We start from the raw sequence: 16,781 nt of genomic DNA on the forward strand, positions 1-16,781 counted from the left end.
ATGACGCGCAAGCAGAAGCGATTGTCGGTGATTGTCGGAGGTCTTGCCTTCCTCGGCGCCGCCACCGGGCTGACCTTCTATGCGTTGGGCCAGAAGGCCTCCTATTTCTATATGCCCGCCGATCTGACCACCGCCAGCTTGCAGCCGGGACAGCGCATCAGGCTCGGCGGCCTCGTCGAAAAGGGCACGGTCGTGCGCGGGCAGGGCGCGACGGTTGCGTTCTCGGTCACCGACACGCACAAATCGGTCAAGATCAGCTATACCGGCATCCTGCCCGATCTGTTCCGCGAGGAGCAGGGCGTCATCACCGAAGGCAGCTTTGGCGCCGACGGCGTTTTCGTCGCCGACAGCGTGCTGGCCAAGCATGACGAGCGCTACATGCCCAAGGAAGTCGCTGACGGGCTGAAGGCCAAGGGCGTGTGGCAAGAGAGCAAGAGCCAGTAATGGTTGAGACCGGACACTTCGCGCTCGTCCTCGCCTTTGTGCTGTCGCTGGTGCAGACGCTGGTGCCGCTGATCGGCGCCCGTACCGGCAACCAGAGGCTGATGGCTGTCGGCGGTCCCGTCACGGTCACAGGCTTCGCGCTCACGGCGCTATCGTTCGCAGCACTCGCCGGCGCCTATGCAAGTTCCGATTTCTCGGTGGCGAGCGTGTGGGAAAACTCGCATTCGCTGCAGCCGCTGATCTACAAGATCACCGGAACCTGGGGCAATCACGAAGGCTCGATGCTGCTCTGGGTGCTGATCCTGACCTTCTTCGGTGCGCTGGTCGCTGTCTTCGGCTCCAACCTTCCGGCGACGCTGCGCGCCAATGTGCTGACCGTGCAGGGGGCTATCGGCGCCACCTTCTTCCTGTTCATCCTGGCGACATCCAATCCGTTCACCCGGCTCAATCCGGCGCCGATCGAGGGCCGCGATCTCAACCCGGTCCTGCAGGATCTTGGCCTCGCCATCCATCCGCCGCTGCTCTATCTCGGCTATGTCGGGTTCTCTATCTGCTTTTCCTTCTCGGTCGCCGCCCTCATCGAAGGCCGCATCGATGCCTCCTGGGCGCGCTGGGTGCGGCCGTGGACGCTGGTCGCCTGGATGTTCCTCACCGGCGGCATCGCGATGGGCTCCTACTGGGCCTACTACGAGCTCGGCTGGGGCGGCTTCTGGTTCTGGGATCCGGTCGAAAACGCCTCCTTTATGCCGTGGCTGGCCGGCACGGCTCTTCTGCATTCGGCGATCGTCATGGAGAAGCGTTCGGCGCTCAAGATCTGGACGCTGCTGCTTGCCATCCTCACCTTCTCGCTGTCGCTGCTCGGCACCTTCCTGGTGCGCTCCGGCGTGCTGACCTCGGTGCATGCTTTCGCCACCGATCCGACCCGCGGCATCTTCATCCTGTGCATTTTGACGCTGTTCATCGGCGGCTCGCTGGCCCTGTTTGCGCTGCGCGCCTCGCGGCTGACGGCCGGCGGCCTGTTCCACCCGATCTCGCGCGAAGGCGCACTCGTCCTCAACAATCTGTTCCTGACCACGGCCACGGCCACCGTGCTGGTCGGCACGCTCTATCCGCTGGCGGTCGAAGCGCTTTCGGCCGGCAAGATCTCAGTCGGCGCCCCCTTCTTCAACCTGACATTCGGCCCGCTGATGGTGCCGCTGCTGGTCGTGGTTCCTTTCGGACCATTGCTCGCCTGGAAGCGCGGTGACCTCTATGCCGTCGCCCAGCGCCTGATGGCGGCTTTCGGCGCCGCTCTCCTGGCGATGCTGGTCACCGGGCTGTTCATCGACGGCGCGTCGGTGTTCGCCGCCCTTGGTGTCGGCCTCGCCTGCTGGCTGGTCTGCGGCGCGCTCACCGACCTCGCCGTCAAGTCCGGCTTTGGCAATGTGTCGCCCGCCATCATGCTGCGCCGTTTCGCCGGCCTGCCGCGTTCGGTGTTCGGCACTGCACTTGCCCATCTCGGCCTCGGGCTGACGACGCTCGGCATTGTCGGCACGCTGTGCTTCGGCACCGAAAGGATACTGTCGATGCATGCCGGCGAGAGCGTCGAACTCTCCGGCCACACGCTGCGTTTCGACGGCCTCTTCCCGGCGCAGGGTCCGAACTACAGCGAGCAGCGCGGCCGCTTTTCCCTGATCGGCGCCGATGGCGGCGTTTCAGCCGAAATCACCTCGGCCAAGCGCTTCTTTCCGGTGCGGCAGACGACGACGACCGAATCCGGCATCGAGACGATCGGCTTCAGCCAGCTCTATCTGTCGCTGGGCGATGAAGGCACCGATGGATCCGTCGTGGTGCGCCTGTGGTGGAAGCCGCTGGTGACGCTGATCTGGGGCGGAGCTCTGGTGATGATGGCGGGAGCCGCAATGTCGCTGCTCGACCGTCGCCTGCGGGTTGGCGCACCCTCGCGCCGCCGCAAGCAGGCAGCCTCCATGCCGTCGGCAGGCGCGCCGTGAGCACCAGGTTCTCGTTGGCCTCGCTCACCCTGCTTCTGGCGCTGCTGTTTGCCGGCGCGGCGCAAGCGGTGAAACCGGACGAGGTTCTCACCGATCCGGCGCTCGAGGCGAGGGCGCGGCTACTGTCGGAAGGCCTGCGCTGCATGGTCTGCCAGAACCAGTCCATCGACGAATCCGATGCAGACCTCGCCCGCGACCTGCGCATCCTGGTGCGCCAGCGCCTGGTTGCCGGCGATACCGACCAGCAGGTGATGGACTATATCGTGTCGCGCTACGGCGAGTTCGTGCTGTTGAAGCCACGCTTCAGCCCGCGCAACGCCTTGCTTTGGGGCACGCCGGTGCTTCTGCTTCTAGTCGTCGGCATTTTCATTGTGCTGACCACACGCTCCCGCCGCTCGTTGGCAACCAAGGCGCTGAGCGCCGAGGAACAGGCGGCGCTGGACAAGGTGCTGAGCGACTAGCTCGGCCATTCCTCCAAAGGCCAGTCCCGCGACGTGTGGATGGCGCGCAGGATAACAATGCTCTGACGGCCGGCGATCAGGCGCAATTCATAGGCAATGATGTAGGGCAGGCGGCCGATGGGCTTCTCATAAGTGCCTGTTACCCGGCCAGGTCGGCCCGTCGCCATATCACCAAGGCCCCGGCCCATTTCACGGATACGGTCCGCGAGGCGTCGGGCGGCGGCAGGATTGTCCTGAGCGATAAAGGCAACTTGCTGCGTGAGATCGTCCAGCGCTTCTCGCGACCAGGTGACGAACAGCTTCACGCCTTGCCTGCGCGCCTGGCTTTCGCTGCTTCGATCACCGCGTCGAGCTCCGCCATGGCGTCGTCGTGGGGCACGACACGGCCAGCCTCTGCGTCGGCCATGCCACGTTTTATGCCTTCGATGATATCCAGCTCGCGATCGACATAGGCTGAGACCGCCTCGGCGGCGAGGAACGATTTACTACGCCTGGTATCGGTAGCGATCTGCTCCAGCTTCAGCTTGGTCTCGGACGAGACTCGAATGGTCATGGTGGTGCTTGCTGTCATTGTGAAAGCCTTGTGCTGAGTTGTGTACACCATAGGGCAGCAGGCGAGCGCAACCAAGCGATTTGTGCGACCGCCCAACATTACAAAACTTTCATGCACCGGAAATGGCGCCGTAATGTGCGCCTCTCTATTTCTCTTGTCCGAGGATGCTCTGCCTGAGCCGCATCCAGTGAAAAGAGGATACGAGACCCATGACTATCGCCCCCAACCCATATTCCCGCACCCGCAAGCGCCTGTTGGCCGCCGCCGCTTCGCTGGCCATTGCCGGCGGCATCGGTTTCGGCGCCGTTGCCACTGGTACAGCTCCCGTTCTGGCCGACGCCGTGCGGGTCGAAGCGCCCCAGGTGCCGGGCTTTGCCGATGTCGTCGAGCGCGTTTCGCCGGCCGTGGTCAGCGTCAAGGTCAAGGCCAAGATCGAGCCTGCCGCCGATGACGGCTCCGACCAGTCCGACGATCCGGACGGCATGAACAACCTGCCCGACAATCCGCAGCTGCGCCAGTTCTTCAAGCAATTCCGCGGCTTTGGTGATCAGAACGGCCATGACGGCGGCAATCGTCGCTTCAGCCACCGCGACCGTAACAACGACCAGCCGCGTCCGGTGGCGCAGGGTTCTGGCTTCTTCATCTCCGATGACGGCTATCTCGTCACCAACAACCATGTCGTCGAGGAAGGCTCCGCCTTCACAGTGGTGATGAATGACGGCAAGGAGCTTGACGCCAAGCTGATCGGCACCGATCCGCGCACCGATCTGGCGGTGCTCAAGGTCGATGGCGTCGGCAAGTTCACCTATGTCGATTTCGCCGACGATTCCAAGGTTCGCGTCGGCGACTGGGTGGTGGCCGTCGGCAATCCGTTCGGCCTCGGCGGCACCGTCACCGCCGGCATCGTCTCGGCCCGTGGCCGTGATATCGGCGCCGGTCCCTATGATGACTTCATCCAGATCGACGCTTCGGTCAACCGCGGCAATTCGGGCGGCCCGACCTTCAACCTTAACGGCCAGGTCGTCGGCATCAACACCGCGATCTTCTCGCCGTCGGGCGGAAGCGTCGGCATCGCCTTCGACATTCCGGCCTCGACCGCCAAGCAGGTGGTGCAGGATCTGATGAAGAGCGGCTCGGTGCAGCGTGGCTGGCTCGGCGTCGAAATCCAGCCGGTTACATCGGACATCGCCGAATCGCTGGGCCTGAAGTCGCAGAACGGGGCTCTGGTTTCGGGCGCCCAGGACGGTGGCCCCGGCAAGAAGGCCGGCATCACCGCCGGTGACGTGATCACCCAGGTCGAAGGCAAGGACGTCGCATCGCCGAAGGAACTGGCTCGTCTGATCGGCGCCTACCCACCCGGCAAGTCGGTCGACGTCACGGTGTGGCGCGACGGCAAGAGCCAGACCATCAAGGTCGATCTCGGCACGCTGCCGTCCACCGACAAGCAGGCCTCGGCCGACCCGCAGCAGCCCGCGGCACCGGCAAAGCCCGCCGCGCTGGCCGATCTCGGCCTCACCGTCACCAAGTCGGAAAACGGCAAGGGCCTGGTGGTGACCGATGTCGATCCAGACAGCGATGCCGCCGACCGCGGCATCCAGCCCGGCGATGTCATCACCTCGGTCAATTCGACGGAGGTGAACGGCACCGAAGACGTCGCCAAGGCGATGGCCGATGCGGTCAAGTCCGGCCGCAAGGCGGTGCTGATGCAGATCACCCGCGACGATTCAAACCGCTTCGTCGCGCTGCCAGTCGCCAAAGGCTGACATCACACAGTTTCCAGTGCGGCGGTTTCAACACCCCCGAGCCGCCGCACGGGAAGCAAGGGGCCGAACGCGTTAGTCAGTCATCGTGTTCTGCCCCCGGCGGCAGCGGGCCCATCGCCCGCTGCCGCTCTAACATCGAAGCATGTCGCCCAAAAGTGCACGGCGGTTTTGGCAAAACGACATGCTTGAACGAAAGCTTTTGCGCTCATGGCGGCCCCTCAATCTTCCGGCGAAATCGCGTATAACGGCTCTATGAAGATTCTCGTCATAGAAGACGATCGCGAGGCGGCCGACTATATGCAGAAGGCCTTTGCCGAGGCTGGGCACACCGCCCATGTCGCCGGCGACGGCGAAACCGGCTTTGCGCTGGCCGATGCCGGCGACTATGACGTGATGGTCGTCGACCGCATGATGCCACGCCGCGACGGGCTCTCCGTCATTGCCGGCCTGCGCTCGCGCGGCAACACCACGCCGGTGCTGATCCTGTCGGCGCTGGGCGAAGTCGATGACCGCGTCACCGGTCTGCGCGCCGGCGGGGACGACTATCTGACCAAGCCCTATGCCTTTTCCGAATTGCTCGCCCGCGTCGAGGTGCTGAACCGCCGCGCCAGCGCCAGGGAGGCCGAAACCGTCTACCGGGTCGGCGATCTCGAGCTTGACCGGCTGTCCCATTCGGTCAAGCGCGCGGCGCGCGAGATCACGCTGCAGCCGCGCGAATTCCGCCTGCTCGAATATCTGATGCGCCATGCCGGCCAGGTGGTGACGCGCACCATGCTGCTCGAAAATGTCTGGGACTATCATTTCGATCCGCAGACCAACGTGATCGACGTTCACGTCTCGCGCCTGCGTGGCAAGATCGAGAAGGGTTTCGACAAGCCGATCCTGCATACGGTTCGCGGCGCCGGCTATATGCTGAAGAGCGGCTAGAGCATGATCCCAAAAAGTAGGTACCGGTTTTTGGAGAAGATCATGCTCCAACAAAGGGGTAGGTGATGATGAGATTTCAGCCAAATCTCATCATGAGCTAGAACTCGATGGCCCTTTCCCTGCCGGCCATCATGAGGACGACGGCGGCGCGGCTTTCAGCGCTTTATTTCCTGCTTTTCGCGCTATGTGCCGTGTTGCTGGTCTTCTACATGACGTCGTTGTCGGCCCGCATGCTGACCGGCCAGACCCAGCAGACCATCAATGACGAGGTGCTCGGCCTCGCCCGTGCCTATCAGAGCGGCGGCCTGCCGCGGCTGGTGCGCGTCGTCGAGCAGCGCTCGCGCCAGCCCGGCGCCAACCTCTATCTCATTGCCGATGTCAACGGCCAGATCCTCACCGGCAACGTGCAGAGCCTGGCACCGGGGGTGCTCGAGACCGATGGCTGGACGACCGAACCCTTCTCCTATCGCCGTTTCGGCGAAGGTGAGCTCGAACGGCAGCGCAACCAGGCTTCTGACCCGAATGGCGCGCAGCCCGGCGAGACCGAAATTCAGCCCGAGGGCGAGAAGGGCCACAACGCCATCGCGCTGGTGCTGCGGCTGCCCAACCAGATGATCATGCTGGTCGGCCGCGATCTCGGCGAGCCCGAGCGCTTCCGCGCCGTCGTCCGCCGCGCCCTGATGCTGGCGCTGGGCATGATGGGCCTGGGCGGGCTGCTGATCTGGTTCCTTGTCGGCCGCGCCGCGCTGAAGCGCATCGACAGCGTCTCGGAGGCAAGCCGCCGCATCATGGGCGGCGATCTCACGGGACGGCTGCCGGTGACCGGCGCCGGCGATGAGTTCGACCGCCTGTCGGAAAACCTCAACACCATGCTGGCCAGGATAGCGACGCTCAACGAAGGGCTGAAGCAGGTCTCCGACAACATCGCCCATGATTTGAAGACGCCGCTGACCAGACTGCGCAACCGCGCTGAGGCGACACTTTCGGGCAAGCACAAGACCACCGACTACCGGCAGGCGCTGGAAGGCACCATCGCCGAATCCGACCAGCTGATAAAAACCTTCAACGCCATCCTGATGATCTCCAGGCTGGAGGCCGGCTATTCCTCGGAGAGCACCAGCAAGGTCGATCTCGCCGCCGCGGTGCATGACGTTGTCGAGCTTTATGAGCCGGTGGCGGAGGAGGCTGGCGTGGTGCTTGAAACTGCCGCGGACGGGAATTTTTCCGTCGATGGCAACCGCGAGCTGATCGGCCAGGCACTGTCGAACATCGTCGACAACGCCATCAAATACTCGACCGATGCGACGGAAAAGCCTGCCGTGCGCGTAGCCCTGCAGCGCGTCGGTCACGAAATCCGCCTTTCCGTTTCCGACAATGGCCATGGCATCCCCGACGATGCCGACCGCGCCAGGGCGACCGAGCGCTTCGTGCGGCTGGAAAAGAGCCGCTCGCAGCCGGGATCCGGTCTTGGCCTCAGCCTCGCCAAGGCGATCATGACTTTTCACAATGGCCGGCTTGAACTTCTGCCTGCCAATCCCGGATTGTCCGTTATCATGAGCTTCCCGGCGCGGGAGGACCATTGATGGCGGTGAGGATGGCTGCGAAACGGATCGAGACCGAATGGCGCCTGCAACTGGCGGCGCAGCTCGCGCCGCTGGATGAGGCCCGCGCCCGGCGTGAACTGTCGGAGATCGCTGGCGATGCCAAGGACGAGAACCTGCCGCGGCTGGCGAAATTCCTAGGGGTCAAGGGCGCCGCACAGGAGTTTCTCGCTGCCGTCTTCGACCTCTCGCCCTTCCTCCGCGATGTCGCGCGCCGCCGGCCGCAAATCCTCGACGCGCTGTTCGATGGCAGTGTCGAGGCTCGGCTGCTCGCCATCGCCGAAGCGATCGGCAAGGCCGCCTTTTCCGAGACCGTTTCCGAATCCAGCCTGATGATGGAACTCAGGCAGTGGAAGGGTGAAGCTCACTTCCTGATCGCACTTGCAGACCTCTCCGGCGAGGCCGATGCCGCGCTGACGGTAAGGCGCCTCAGCAATCTCGCCGATGCCTGCACCTGCGCGGCGGTCGACTTCCTGCTGCGCGAGGCGCACAGCCAAGGCAAGCTCAAATTACCCGATCCCGAAAATCCGTCACGGCAATCCGGCTGGATCGTGCTCGGCATGGGCAAGCTTGGCGCGCATGAACTGAATTTCTCCTCCGACATCGACCTCGTCGTCTTCTTCGATCCGGATGCGCCGGCAATCGTCGATCCGCTCGAGGCCACAGAGCTGTTTGCGCGCCTGACCCGCAGGCTGGTCCGCATCCTACAGGACCGCACCGGGCACGGCTATGTCTTCCGCACCGATTTGAGGCTTCGTCCCGATCCAGGCTCGACGCCGCTGGCGATCCCGGTCGAGGCAGCACTTCGCTACTATGAGGCGCGCGGCCAGAACTGGGAGCGCGCCGCCATGATCAAGGCGCGTCCCTTGGCCGGCGATCTCGATGCCGGGGATGCGTTCCTGCGGGAATTGCAGCCCTATGTCTGGCGCAAATACATGGACTATGCGGCGATCGCCGACGTTCATTCGATCAAGCGCCAGATCCATGCCCACAAGGGTCATGGCGAGATCGCGGTCAAAGGACACAACGTCAAGCTCGGCCGCGGCGGCATTCGCGAAATCGAGTTCTTCGTCCAGACCCAGCAACTGATCGCCGGCGGCCGTTTTCCGGAGCTGCGCGGCCGCGAGACGGTGCCGATGCTGGGTGCGCTGGCGGCGCGCAACTGGATCACCGCCGATGCACGCGACGCGCTCACGCAGCAATATTGGTTTCTGCGCCGCGTCGAACACGCCATCCAGATGGTCGCCGACGAGCAGACGCATATTCTGCCCGACGATGATGAAGGGCTGGAACGCATCGCCCATATGCTGGGCTTTGCCGATGCCGCCAGATTTGCCGAAACCTTTCGCGCGGCTTTGCATGAGGTCGAGCGCCATTACGCCGCGCTGTTCGAGACCGCGCCTGAATTGTCGGCCGGCGTCGGCAATCTGGTCTTCACCGGCGATGTCGACGATCCCGACACGCTGCAGACCTTGCACGGCCTTGGCTTCCAGCGGCCAAGCGACATCTGCCGCGTGATTCGAGGCTGGCATTTCGGCCGCTACCGCGTCACCCAGTCTGCGGAAGCGCGCGAGCGGCTGACCGAACTGACGCCGGCGCTGCTCAAAGCCTTCGGCCAGACGCGCCGGGCCGACGAGGCGCTGGTTCGCTTCGACGAATTCCTCGCCGGCCTGCCCGCCGGCATCCAGCTGTTTTCGCTGCTGCAGTCGAATCCCGCCCTGCTGAAACTAATGGCGACGATCATGGGCGCCGCGCCTCGGCTGGCGGCAATCATCACAAGGCGCCCGCATGTCTTCGACGGTCTGCTCGACCCGGCGCTGCTCGCCGAACTGCCCAACCGCGCCTATCTCTCAGCGCGGTTGGCCGCTTTCATCGAAGGCGACCGGGCTTATGAGGACGTGCTCGACCGTTTGCGCATCTTTGCCTCCGAGCAGAAATTCCTGATCGGTGTCAGGCTGCTCGCCGGCTCGATCGACCCGGCGCGCGCCGGCCGCGCCTTTTCCGATCTCGCCGACCTCACCATCGACGCCGCATTGCAGGCGGTGACCACCGAAGTCGCGCTGCGTCATGGCCGCATCGCCGGCGGCACCGTGTCGCTGCTCGGCATGGGCAAACTCGGCAGCCGCGAGCTCACCGCCGGCTCCGATGTCGACCTCATTCTGCTCTACGACCACGACGCGAATGCCGACGAGTCCGACGGCGACAAGCCGCTCGCACCATCGCACTACTATACCAGGATGACGCAGCGGCTGATCGCGGCTGTCTCGGCGCCGACCGCCGAAGGCGTTCTCTACGAGCTCGACCTGCGCTTGCGGCCATCCGGCAACAAGGGGCCGGTGGCCACCCACATCGATGCCTTCAAGAAATACCAGCGGCAGGAGGCCTGGACCTGGGAGCACATGGCGCTGGCCCGGGCGCGCGCCATCGGCGGCGACGCGGCCCTTTGCGCCGAGGTCGAGGCCGAGGTGGCGGCACTTCTGGCCTTGCCGCGCGACGCCGCCAAGGTGAGGGCGGAGGCATCCGAGATGCGCGCGCTGATCGAGAAGGAAAAATCGCCGCGCGATCTCTGGGACATCAAGCTCATCTCCGGCGGCCTCATCGACCTCGAATTCATCGCGCAGGTGGCGGTTATAACCGGGCAGGTCAAAGCCGGCCGCAGGGTGACCGCGACCGGCGAAATTCTGGCGCATCTGTCGCCGGATTTCGCCGAGGCTGACGTCAGGCAGCAGCTTTGCGAAGCCTACCAGCTCTATCTGGCGCTGACCCAGATGACGCGGCTTTGCCTCACCGGCGCATTCGAACGCGATGACGTTCCGCCGGGACTGTCGGATCTGCTTCTGGCGGTGACTGACCTGCCGGATTTCGGTGTGCTGGAAGCACACCTCAAGGAGACGTCGCAAAAGGTCAGAAAGGATTTCGACCTTTTGCTTCGTACGAAACGGTTGTGAGGGCGTGAAGCGCTGGCGGCTGTTTCGGATCGCATCGGGGGTGACGATGCAACAGGAGAATACCCATGAGAAAGACAACCGGACTTGCCCTTGCCTTCGTCGCGCTTGCCGGCGCCGTTGGCACCACCGCCTATGCCGAGAACAATGCCAGCGCCAGAATGCGCGAGGGCGCGATGATGCGCCTCGACAAGGCGATGAAGGATTCCAACGGCACCATCAGCTTCGACCAGTTTTCCGACGCCATGAACGCGCGGCTGAAGAAGCTGGTCGCCGACAATGGCGGCAAGCTGACCGTTGCCCAGCTCGCCGACGCGCTGGAAAAGGCGCGGTTCGAGGAAATGGCAAAGCGTATCGTCGCCCGCTACGACACCAAGGGCGACGGCACGCTGACCACGGACGACATCACCGGGCGTGAGAAGAAGGTGTTCGCCATGCTCGACCGCAACAATGACGGCAAGATCGAGCGCAACGAACTACCAAAGAACGGCCGCATGGGCCGCCACCACCAATGGGACGGCGGCGACGACAGCATGGAGTGAATGGCGATATGTCTCCGGCGGCGAAAGCCGCCGGAGCCCTTACATGACCGCGCCTACCCAGTCCTTGAACGCAGCGGAGAGCACCGCTCGCATTGGCGGGCCGTCAGGCCGCCGCCTTCACCGCCGGTTGCGCCTTCTTCACCGGGATGCGCACCGACACGATCGTGCCGACGCCTTCGGTCGAGCGGATTTTCAGCGCTCCTCCTTGCAACTCGGCCAGCGAGCGCGAGATGGCAAGGCCGAGGCCGGAACCGGCGTGGTTCTTCGAAAACTGGTTCTGCACCTGTTCGAAGGGGCGGCCAAGCTTGCTCAGTGCCTCCTTCGGAATGCCGCAGCCATTGTCCTCGATGGTCAGCACCAGCGCGCCTGACGTGTTGCGGGCGCGCACCGAGATATGGCCGCCCTGGCCGGTGAACTTCACCGCATTCGACAGCAGATTGATGGCGATCTGCTTGATCGCCCGGCGGTCGGCGAACAGCGTCATCGTATCGGCGATGCGGGTTTCGACCGTGATCGATTTCTCCGCCGCCTGCAGCGAGATCACCCGCACCGTCTCCCGGATCAGCGGGCAGAGATCGATTTCCTCGCGGTCCACCGAGAATTGGCCGGCTTCGATCTTCGACATATCGAGTATGTCGTTGATGACGCCGAGCAGATATTTGCCGCTGCCGTTGATGTCGTTGGCATATTCCTCGTAGCGCGGCGAACCGAGCGGCCCGAACAGGCCTTGTTCCATCAGTTCGGAGAACCCGATGATGGCGTTGAGCGGCGTGCGCAGCTCGTGCGACATGTTGGCTAGGAATTCGGATTTGGCCCGATTGGCGGCCTCGGCGCGCTCGGTTTCCTTCATATATTCGCGGTTGAGCTCGACCAGTTCCTTGGCGCGCTCTTCCTCGGCCCGGCGGGCGAGGCTGAGGTCGTGGATGGTCGCCATCAGCCGGCGCTCGCTGTCGACCAGCTTTTCCTGGTGCAGCTTGATCTGGGTGATGTCGGAGCCGACGGAGACCGTGCCGCCGTCCCGGGTCCTCAGTTCGTTGACCTGCAGCCAGCGGCCGTCGGAGAGCTGCCGCTCGAAGGTTGCGCCCCCTTGCGGCCCGTTGGTGTTGGCCAGCCGCCGTTCAGAGGCGAAGGCAAGCATGCGCTCTTCAAGCACGGCGCGCGCAGCGCCCGGCATGACGTCGCGGTCCGACAGGCCGTTGTCCTTCTGGTATTTGGAATTGCACATGATCAGGCGCTGGGCGGCATCCCACAGCACGAAGGATTCGTTGATGTTTTCGATCGCGGTCCGCAGGCGAAGGTCGGCCGCCTCCGAGCGCAGCGCCAGATGCCGCTGCTCGGTGACGTCGACGGCAATGCCGATCAGCTGGATCTCAGGCGCTTCCGGGTCGATCACCTGGGCCCTGGCGCGCATCCACACCCACTGGCCGTCGGCGTGACGCATCCGGAACACCTGGTCGATATGGTCGATCTCGCGCTCGACGATTTTGTTGGCCAGCTCGAACAGGTCGCCGTCCTCGGGGTGGATGATGTCGTCGACCTCGCCGAACGACAGCATCGAGTTGCAGGGCTCGTAGCCCAGCATGTCGTACATCGAGCGCGACCAGTACATCTTGCCGCGCACCATGTCCCAGTCCCACAGGCCGCAGCGACCGCGAACCAGCGCCATGTCGATGCGCTGATGGGCTTCGAGATAGATGCGGTCGGCTGTCTCGGCGCGCGATGCCTGGCCGAAATAGGCGTAGAGGATGATGATCAGCACGCCGGCTGTCAGCACAAACAGCGTGACGTTGAGCGAGACGGTCTTGCGCCAGTTGTCGAACACCGCTTCCTGCGGCACCAGCACGGCGGCGGCGTTCTTGCGGTCCCGGGTCAGGCTCACCGCCGCGTACCAGTCCTGGCCGCCGATGCTGACATCCATGACCCCGGCGCGATCGCCGAACATGAACAGCGGCTGGCCGTCCAGCACCAGGCTGTCCAGCGATCGCCCTTGCCAGCCGGTCGACAGCGGCGACACGGCAATGATCTTGAAGGCGCTGTCGGTGATCACAAGCACATGGCTTCTGCCCATGGCGCCCTGGCGGCTCGTGCTTTCCAGAAGATCAATTGCACCGCTGGATGCCGCGGTCGGGTCGGCCGAGATTGCGTTCGCCATCTGGCCGGCGGCGAGACCTAGCACCGCCTTGCCGTCGCGCTCGGCCTCGTCGCGCTCGTTCATCAGCGACAGCACGCGCAGTGCGGCGATGACGATCAGGAAGATGATGATGAGAGCCGGTATCGAACGGCGCAGAAGGGGTTCGGCAGCCAGGAGCCGCCGGTAGGCTGGTTCAGCGATGAGCCGCGTATTGCCGGCGAGGCCGTCGCCTCGCGCCTTGCGCCGCTCAAAAGCCGTCCCTTCGGGCGCGCCCCACGCGTCCGCCTTGGCCATAAATGGCACTCCCCGAATTTCCGTACGCTTGACGATCCGGCAACACCGCACATCCGAATCGTCTGTAAAGAATCAAAGGTGATTCGCCTTGTCCAGAGGCGCGGCCGAAAAACATTAAAAATTGATTGAAATAACGCTGAAATCCCTCGCCACCACCCCACCCGCCCATCCGCCTTCGGCGGCTGTCCACCGTCCCTCAAGGGGAAGGATCAGGCTAGCGTTCGCTCCACAATATCCCGCAAATCCGCCGACAGGTTCTCGGTACCGGCGATCGCCAGCAGCGCTTCCCTGGCCTTGGCTTGCCTGCCCGGCTCCAGCGAGCGCCACGAGCGCAGCGCTGTCGCCAGCCTGGCCGCCACTTGCGGATTGCGTTTTTCAACCTCGAGTACGGTCTGGGTAAAAAACCGGTAGCCTTCGCCATCGGCGCGGTGGAAGCCGGTCTGGTTGGCGCTGGCGAATGTGCCGACCAGCGAGCGCACCCGGTTCGGATTGGCCATCGAGAAAGCTGCGTGACCAGTCAGCTCGCGTACCGTGTCGACTGTCCGGCGTCCCGGCACGCTGGCCTGGATCTGGAACCATTTGTCCATGACCAGCGGATCGGCGCCATAACGCGCCTCGAAATCGGCCAGCGCCTTGATCGCCTCCGGCGAACCGTCATGGCGGTGCGCAAGGACGGTCAGCGCTGCGGCGCGGTCGGTCATGTTGGTCGCGGTTTCGAAATGCCGGGCGGCGAGCGCAGCACCTTCCGGCAGCAGCGACAGGTAGTCGAGCAGGATGTTGCGCAGCGCCCGGCGTCCCGCATTGGCCGCATCCGGGCTGAACGGCCCGTCGTCGGCGAGGTGGCTGTATAGGTCGGTGAACGTTTGCTGATTGGCGCGCGCGATTGCCAGCGCCAGTGCTTGGCGAGCGGCAAAGATGGCGTCGGGATCGATGTTCGTGCCGATGTCGCGGGCAATGTCGGCCTCGCCGGGAAGTGACAGCGCCAGTGCCCGGTAGGCAGGCTCCAGCGTCTCGTCGCCGGCGATCTTACCGGCAAGTCCGGTCAGCCTGGCGGTGAAAACCGGTTTCGCGCCGCCGAGGATCTGGCGGAAGGCCGCTATCAGCGCATCGGTGAGCAGCGTGTTGAACGCCTGCCAGCGCGCGAAGGCATCTCTGTCATGGCCAGCGAGGAAGAACTGGTCGTCGGCCTTCTGCTCGACCGAAAGCGTGATCGGCGCCGAAAAGCCACGGTTCAGCGACACCGCCGGCCGCTCGGCGACGCCTGAGAAGCGCACCATGTGACGGCGCTTGCGGATGTGGATAACGCCGTCCTCGACGGTGGCTCCCTCGACGCCATCATAGGCGACCGGCTCACCGCCCGCGCCGACCAGCCCGAAGGCGAGCGGAATGTGCATCAGGCGCTTGCGGCTCTCCGACGGTGTCGGCGGCACCGACTGCTCGATCTCGAGCGTAAACTCGCGCGTCGCCGGATTGTGCGTCGAACTGACGGTCAGGTTCGGCGTGCCCGCCTGGTGATACCAGAGCGCGAACTGAGACAGGTCGCGCCCGGAGACGTCCTCGAACACCTTCAGGAAGTCCTCGATCGTCGCGGCCTCGCCATCATGGCGCTCGAAATAGAGGTCCATGCCGGCGCGGAAAGCCTCGGCCCCGAGAATCGTGCGGATCATGCGCACGACTTCCGAGCCTTTTTCGTAGACCGTCGCCGTGTAGAAATTGTTTATCTCGCGGTAGCGGCGCGGCCGCACCGGATGCGCCAGCGGTCCCTGGTCCTCGGGGAACTGGTGCGCCCTCAGCGTGCGCACTTCGGCGATGCGCTTGACCGCGCGCGAGCGCTGGTCGGCTGAGAATTCATGGTCGCGAAAAACCGTCAGCCCTTCCTTAAGGCAGAGCTGGAACCAGTCGCGGCAGGTGATCCTGTTGCCGGTCCAGTTGTGGAAATACTCATGCGCGATGATCGCCTCGATATTGGCGAAATCGGCATCGGTGGCGGTTTCCCGGTCGGCCAGCACATACTTGTCGTTGAAGATATTGAGGCCCTTGTTCTCCATGGCCCCCATGTTGAAGTCGGAAACGGCGACGATGTTGAAGACGTCGAGGTCGTATTCGCGGCCGAACGCTTTCTCGTCCCATTGCATCGAGCGCTTGAGCGCGTCCATGGCGTAGCCGGCGAGCCCCTCCTTGCCTGGCTCGACATAGATGCCGAGTTCGACCTTGCGGCCGGACATGGTGACGAAACTGTCGGCGACCTGGCCAAGATTGCCGGCCACGAGCGCAAACAGATAGGACGGCTTGGGGAAGGGGTCGTCCCAGACTGCAAAGTGCCAGCCGTCGGCAAGCGCGCCGCTTTCGACCGGATTGCCGTTGGAAAGCAACAGCGGCGCTTCGTTCAGCCTCGCCTCGATACGCACGGTATAGACCGACAGGATGTCGGGGCGGTCGAGGAAATAGGTGATGCGGCGAAAGCCCTCGGCCTCGCATTGCGTGCAATAGACATTGCTGGAGCGGTAGAGGCCCATCAGCGCCTCATTGCTGGCCGGCGCGATCTCAGTCTCGAGCAGCAGCTGGAAACGGGCCGGCGGCCTCAAAATGGTCAGCTGGTCCGGCGTGGCGAGATACTCGGCCGGGGCAAGCTCGCGACCGTCGATGGCAATGCGCTTGAGCACCAGCCCGTCGCCGTCCAGCACCAGCGACGTCGAGGCGGCGGCGCCATCGCGGCGTTCGATCGTCAGCACTGCGGTGACACGCGTTGCGTCTGGCGAAAGGCGGAAGGTGAGGCCGGTTTGCGGGATGGAAAAGTCGTTGGGGCGGTAGTCTTCGAGCTTGAAGACCTGGCCGGTATCGGTTCGCATTCCCTTGGGTTTCCCTGTCGCTATCGGAGCCGCTGACGTGTCCTGGCCCATTAATCTAAAGTTGCGCGCTCTTTACACGAAACGGTCACTCGACAAAACTGCGCCAATGCCTATTTCACGGCGTTCCCCTTCGATCTTCATCGCGAGGCCTTGATGACCGTCGTCACACCGAAATTCGGCATGGGTGCCTCTGTGCTGCGTCCTACGACACATATCTGGGCAACGATTCGGGAAGCGGCGGAGGCGTGACTTTAGGGCCGAGAGACGAGGCGGCAGGGAA

12 protein-coding genes are annotated in these 16,781 nt (G+C 64.1%); 8 read left to right on the forward strand and 4 right to left on the reverse strand.

Translation table 11 applies throughout. The annotated features are described in order from the left end of the window. From ccmE to NLY37_RS02460, 3 genes are read left to right on the forward strand one after another with little or no spacing between them, the layout of a single operon-like run. Entirely contained in the window at positions 1-444 is a 444-nt protein-coding gene (ccmE, locus tag NLY37_RS02450) for a cytochrome c maturation protein CcmE (protein WP_023742650.1), read from the forward strand. After that, positions 444-2,435: a heme lyase CcmF/NrfE family subunit gene (locus tag NLY37_RS02455; protein ID WP_023742649.1), complete on the forward strand. Its 1,992-nt coding sequence runs from the start codon at positions 444-446 to the stop codon at positions 2,433-2,435. The genes ccmE and NLY37_RS02455 overlap by 1 nt, the downstream gene beginning before the upstream one ends. Then, the gene (locus NLY37_RS02460) at positions 2,432-2,896 is read left to right on the forward strand and encodes a cytochrome c-type biogenesis protein (RefSeq protein ID WP_023742648.1); all 465 of its coding nucleotides are present in this window, start codon (positions 2,432-2,434) and stop codon (positions 2,894-2,896) included. The genes NLY37_RS02455 and NLY37_RS02460 overlap by 4 nt, the downstream gene beginning before the upstream one ends. On the opposite strand, the gene NLY37_RS02465 is transcribed toward NLY37_RS02460, so the two are convergent. Further along, entirely contained in the window at positions 2,893-3,201 is a 309-nt protein-coding gene (locus NLY37_RS02465; RefSeq protein WP_023742647.1) for a type II toxin-antitoxin system RelE/ParE family toxin, read from the reverse strand. The two genes, NLY37_RS02460 and NLY37_RS02465, sit on opposite strands and share 4 nt — an antisense overlap. Then, positions 3,198-3,467: a CopG family ribbon-helix-helix protein gene (locus NLY37_RS02470; protein ID WP_023684527.1), complete on the reverse strand. Its 270-nt coding sequence runs from the start codon at positions 3,465-3,467 to the stop codon at positions 3,198-3,200. The genes NLY37_RS02465 and NLY37_RS02470 overlap by 4 nt, the downstream gene beginning before the upstream one ends. A gap of 191 nt (positions 3,468-3,658) precedes the next feature. On the opposite strand from NLY37_RS02470, the gene NLY37_RS02475 reads away from it, so the two are divergent. From NLY37_RS02475 to NLY37_RS02495, 5 genes are all read left to right on the forward strand, one after another. Beyond that, complete coding sequence (locus NLY37_RS02475; RefSeq protein WP_023742646.1) at positions 3,659-5,212, forward strand: Do family serine endopeptidase; 1,554 nt, start codon at positions 3,659-3,661, stop codon at positions 5,210-5,212. Positions 5,213-5,464: 252 nt separating this feature from the next. Continuing rightward, on the forward strand, positions 5,465-6,139 hold the full coding sequence (locus NLY37_RS02480; RefSeq protein WP_023670185.1) for a response regulator transcription factor: 675 nt from the start codon (positions 5,465-5,467) through the stop codon (positions 6,137-6,139). Positions 6,140-6,246: 107 nt separating this feature from the next. After that, on the forward strand, positions 6,247-7,722 hold the full coding sequence (locus tag NLY37_RS02485) for a sensor histidine kinase (protein WP_023742645.1): 1,476 nt from the start codon (positions 6,247-6,249) through the stop codon (positions 7,720-7,722). 11 nt (positions 7,723-7,733) lie between these two features. Further along, a complete protein-coding gene (locus NLY37_RS02490; protein ID WP_023742644.1) occupies positions 7,734-10,688 on the forward strand; it encodes a bifunctional [glutamine synthetase] adenylyltransferase/[glutamine synthetase]-adenylyl-L-tyrosine phosphorylase in 2,955 nt (984 codons plus the stop codon). Between the two features lie 65 nt (positions 10,689-10,753). Further along, a complete protein-coding gene (locus NLY37_RS02495) occupies positions 10,754-11,227 on the forward strand; it encodes an EF-hand domain-containing protein (protein WP_023705425.1) in 474 nt (157 codons plus the stop codon). A 103-nt stretch (positions 11,228-11,330) separates the two neighbouring features. Here the strand turns inward: NLY37_RS02495 and NLY37_RS02500 are convergent, their stop codons facing one another. Next, positions 11,331-13,652, reverse strand: a complete 2,322-nt coding sequence (locus NLY37_RS02500; protein ID WP_023742643.1) for a PAS domain-containing sensor histidine kinase — start codon at positions 13,650-13,652, stop codon at positions 11,331-11,333. 209 nt (positions 13,653-13,861) lie between these two features. After that, entirely contained in the window at positions 13,862-16,501 is a 2,640-nt protein-coding gene (pepN, locus tag NLY37_RS02505; RefSeq protein WP_023742642.1) for an aminopeptidase N, read from the reverse strand. Between the last annotated feature and the right edge of the window lie 280 nt (positions 16,502-16,781).

This window comes from Mesorhizobium sp. C395A (assembly GCF_030323205.1).
Lineage (GTDB): Bacteria > Pseudomonadota > Alphaproteobacteria > Rhizobiales > Rhizobiaceae > Mesorhizobium.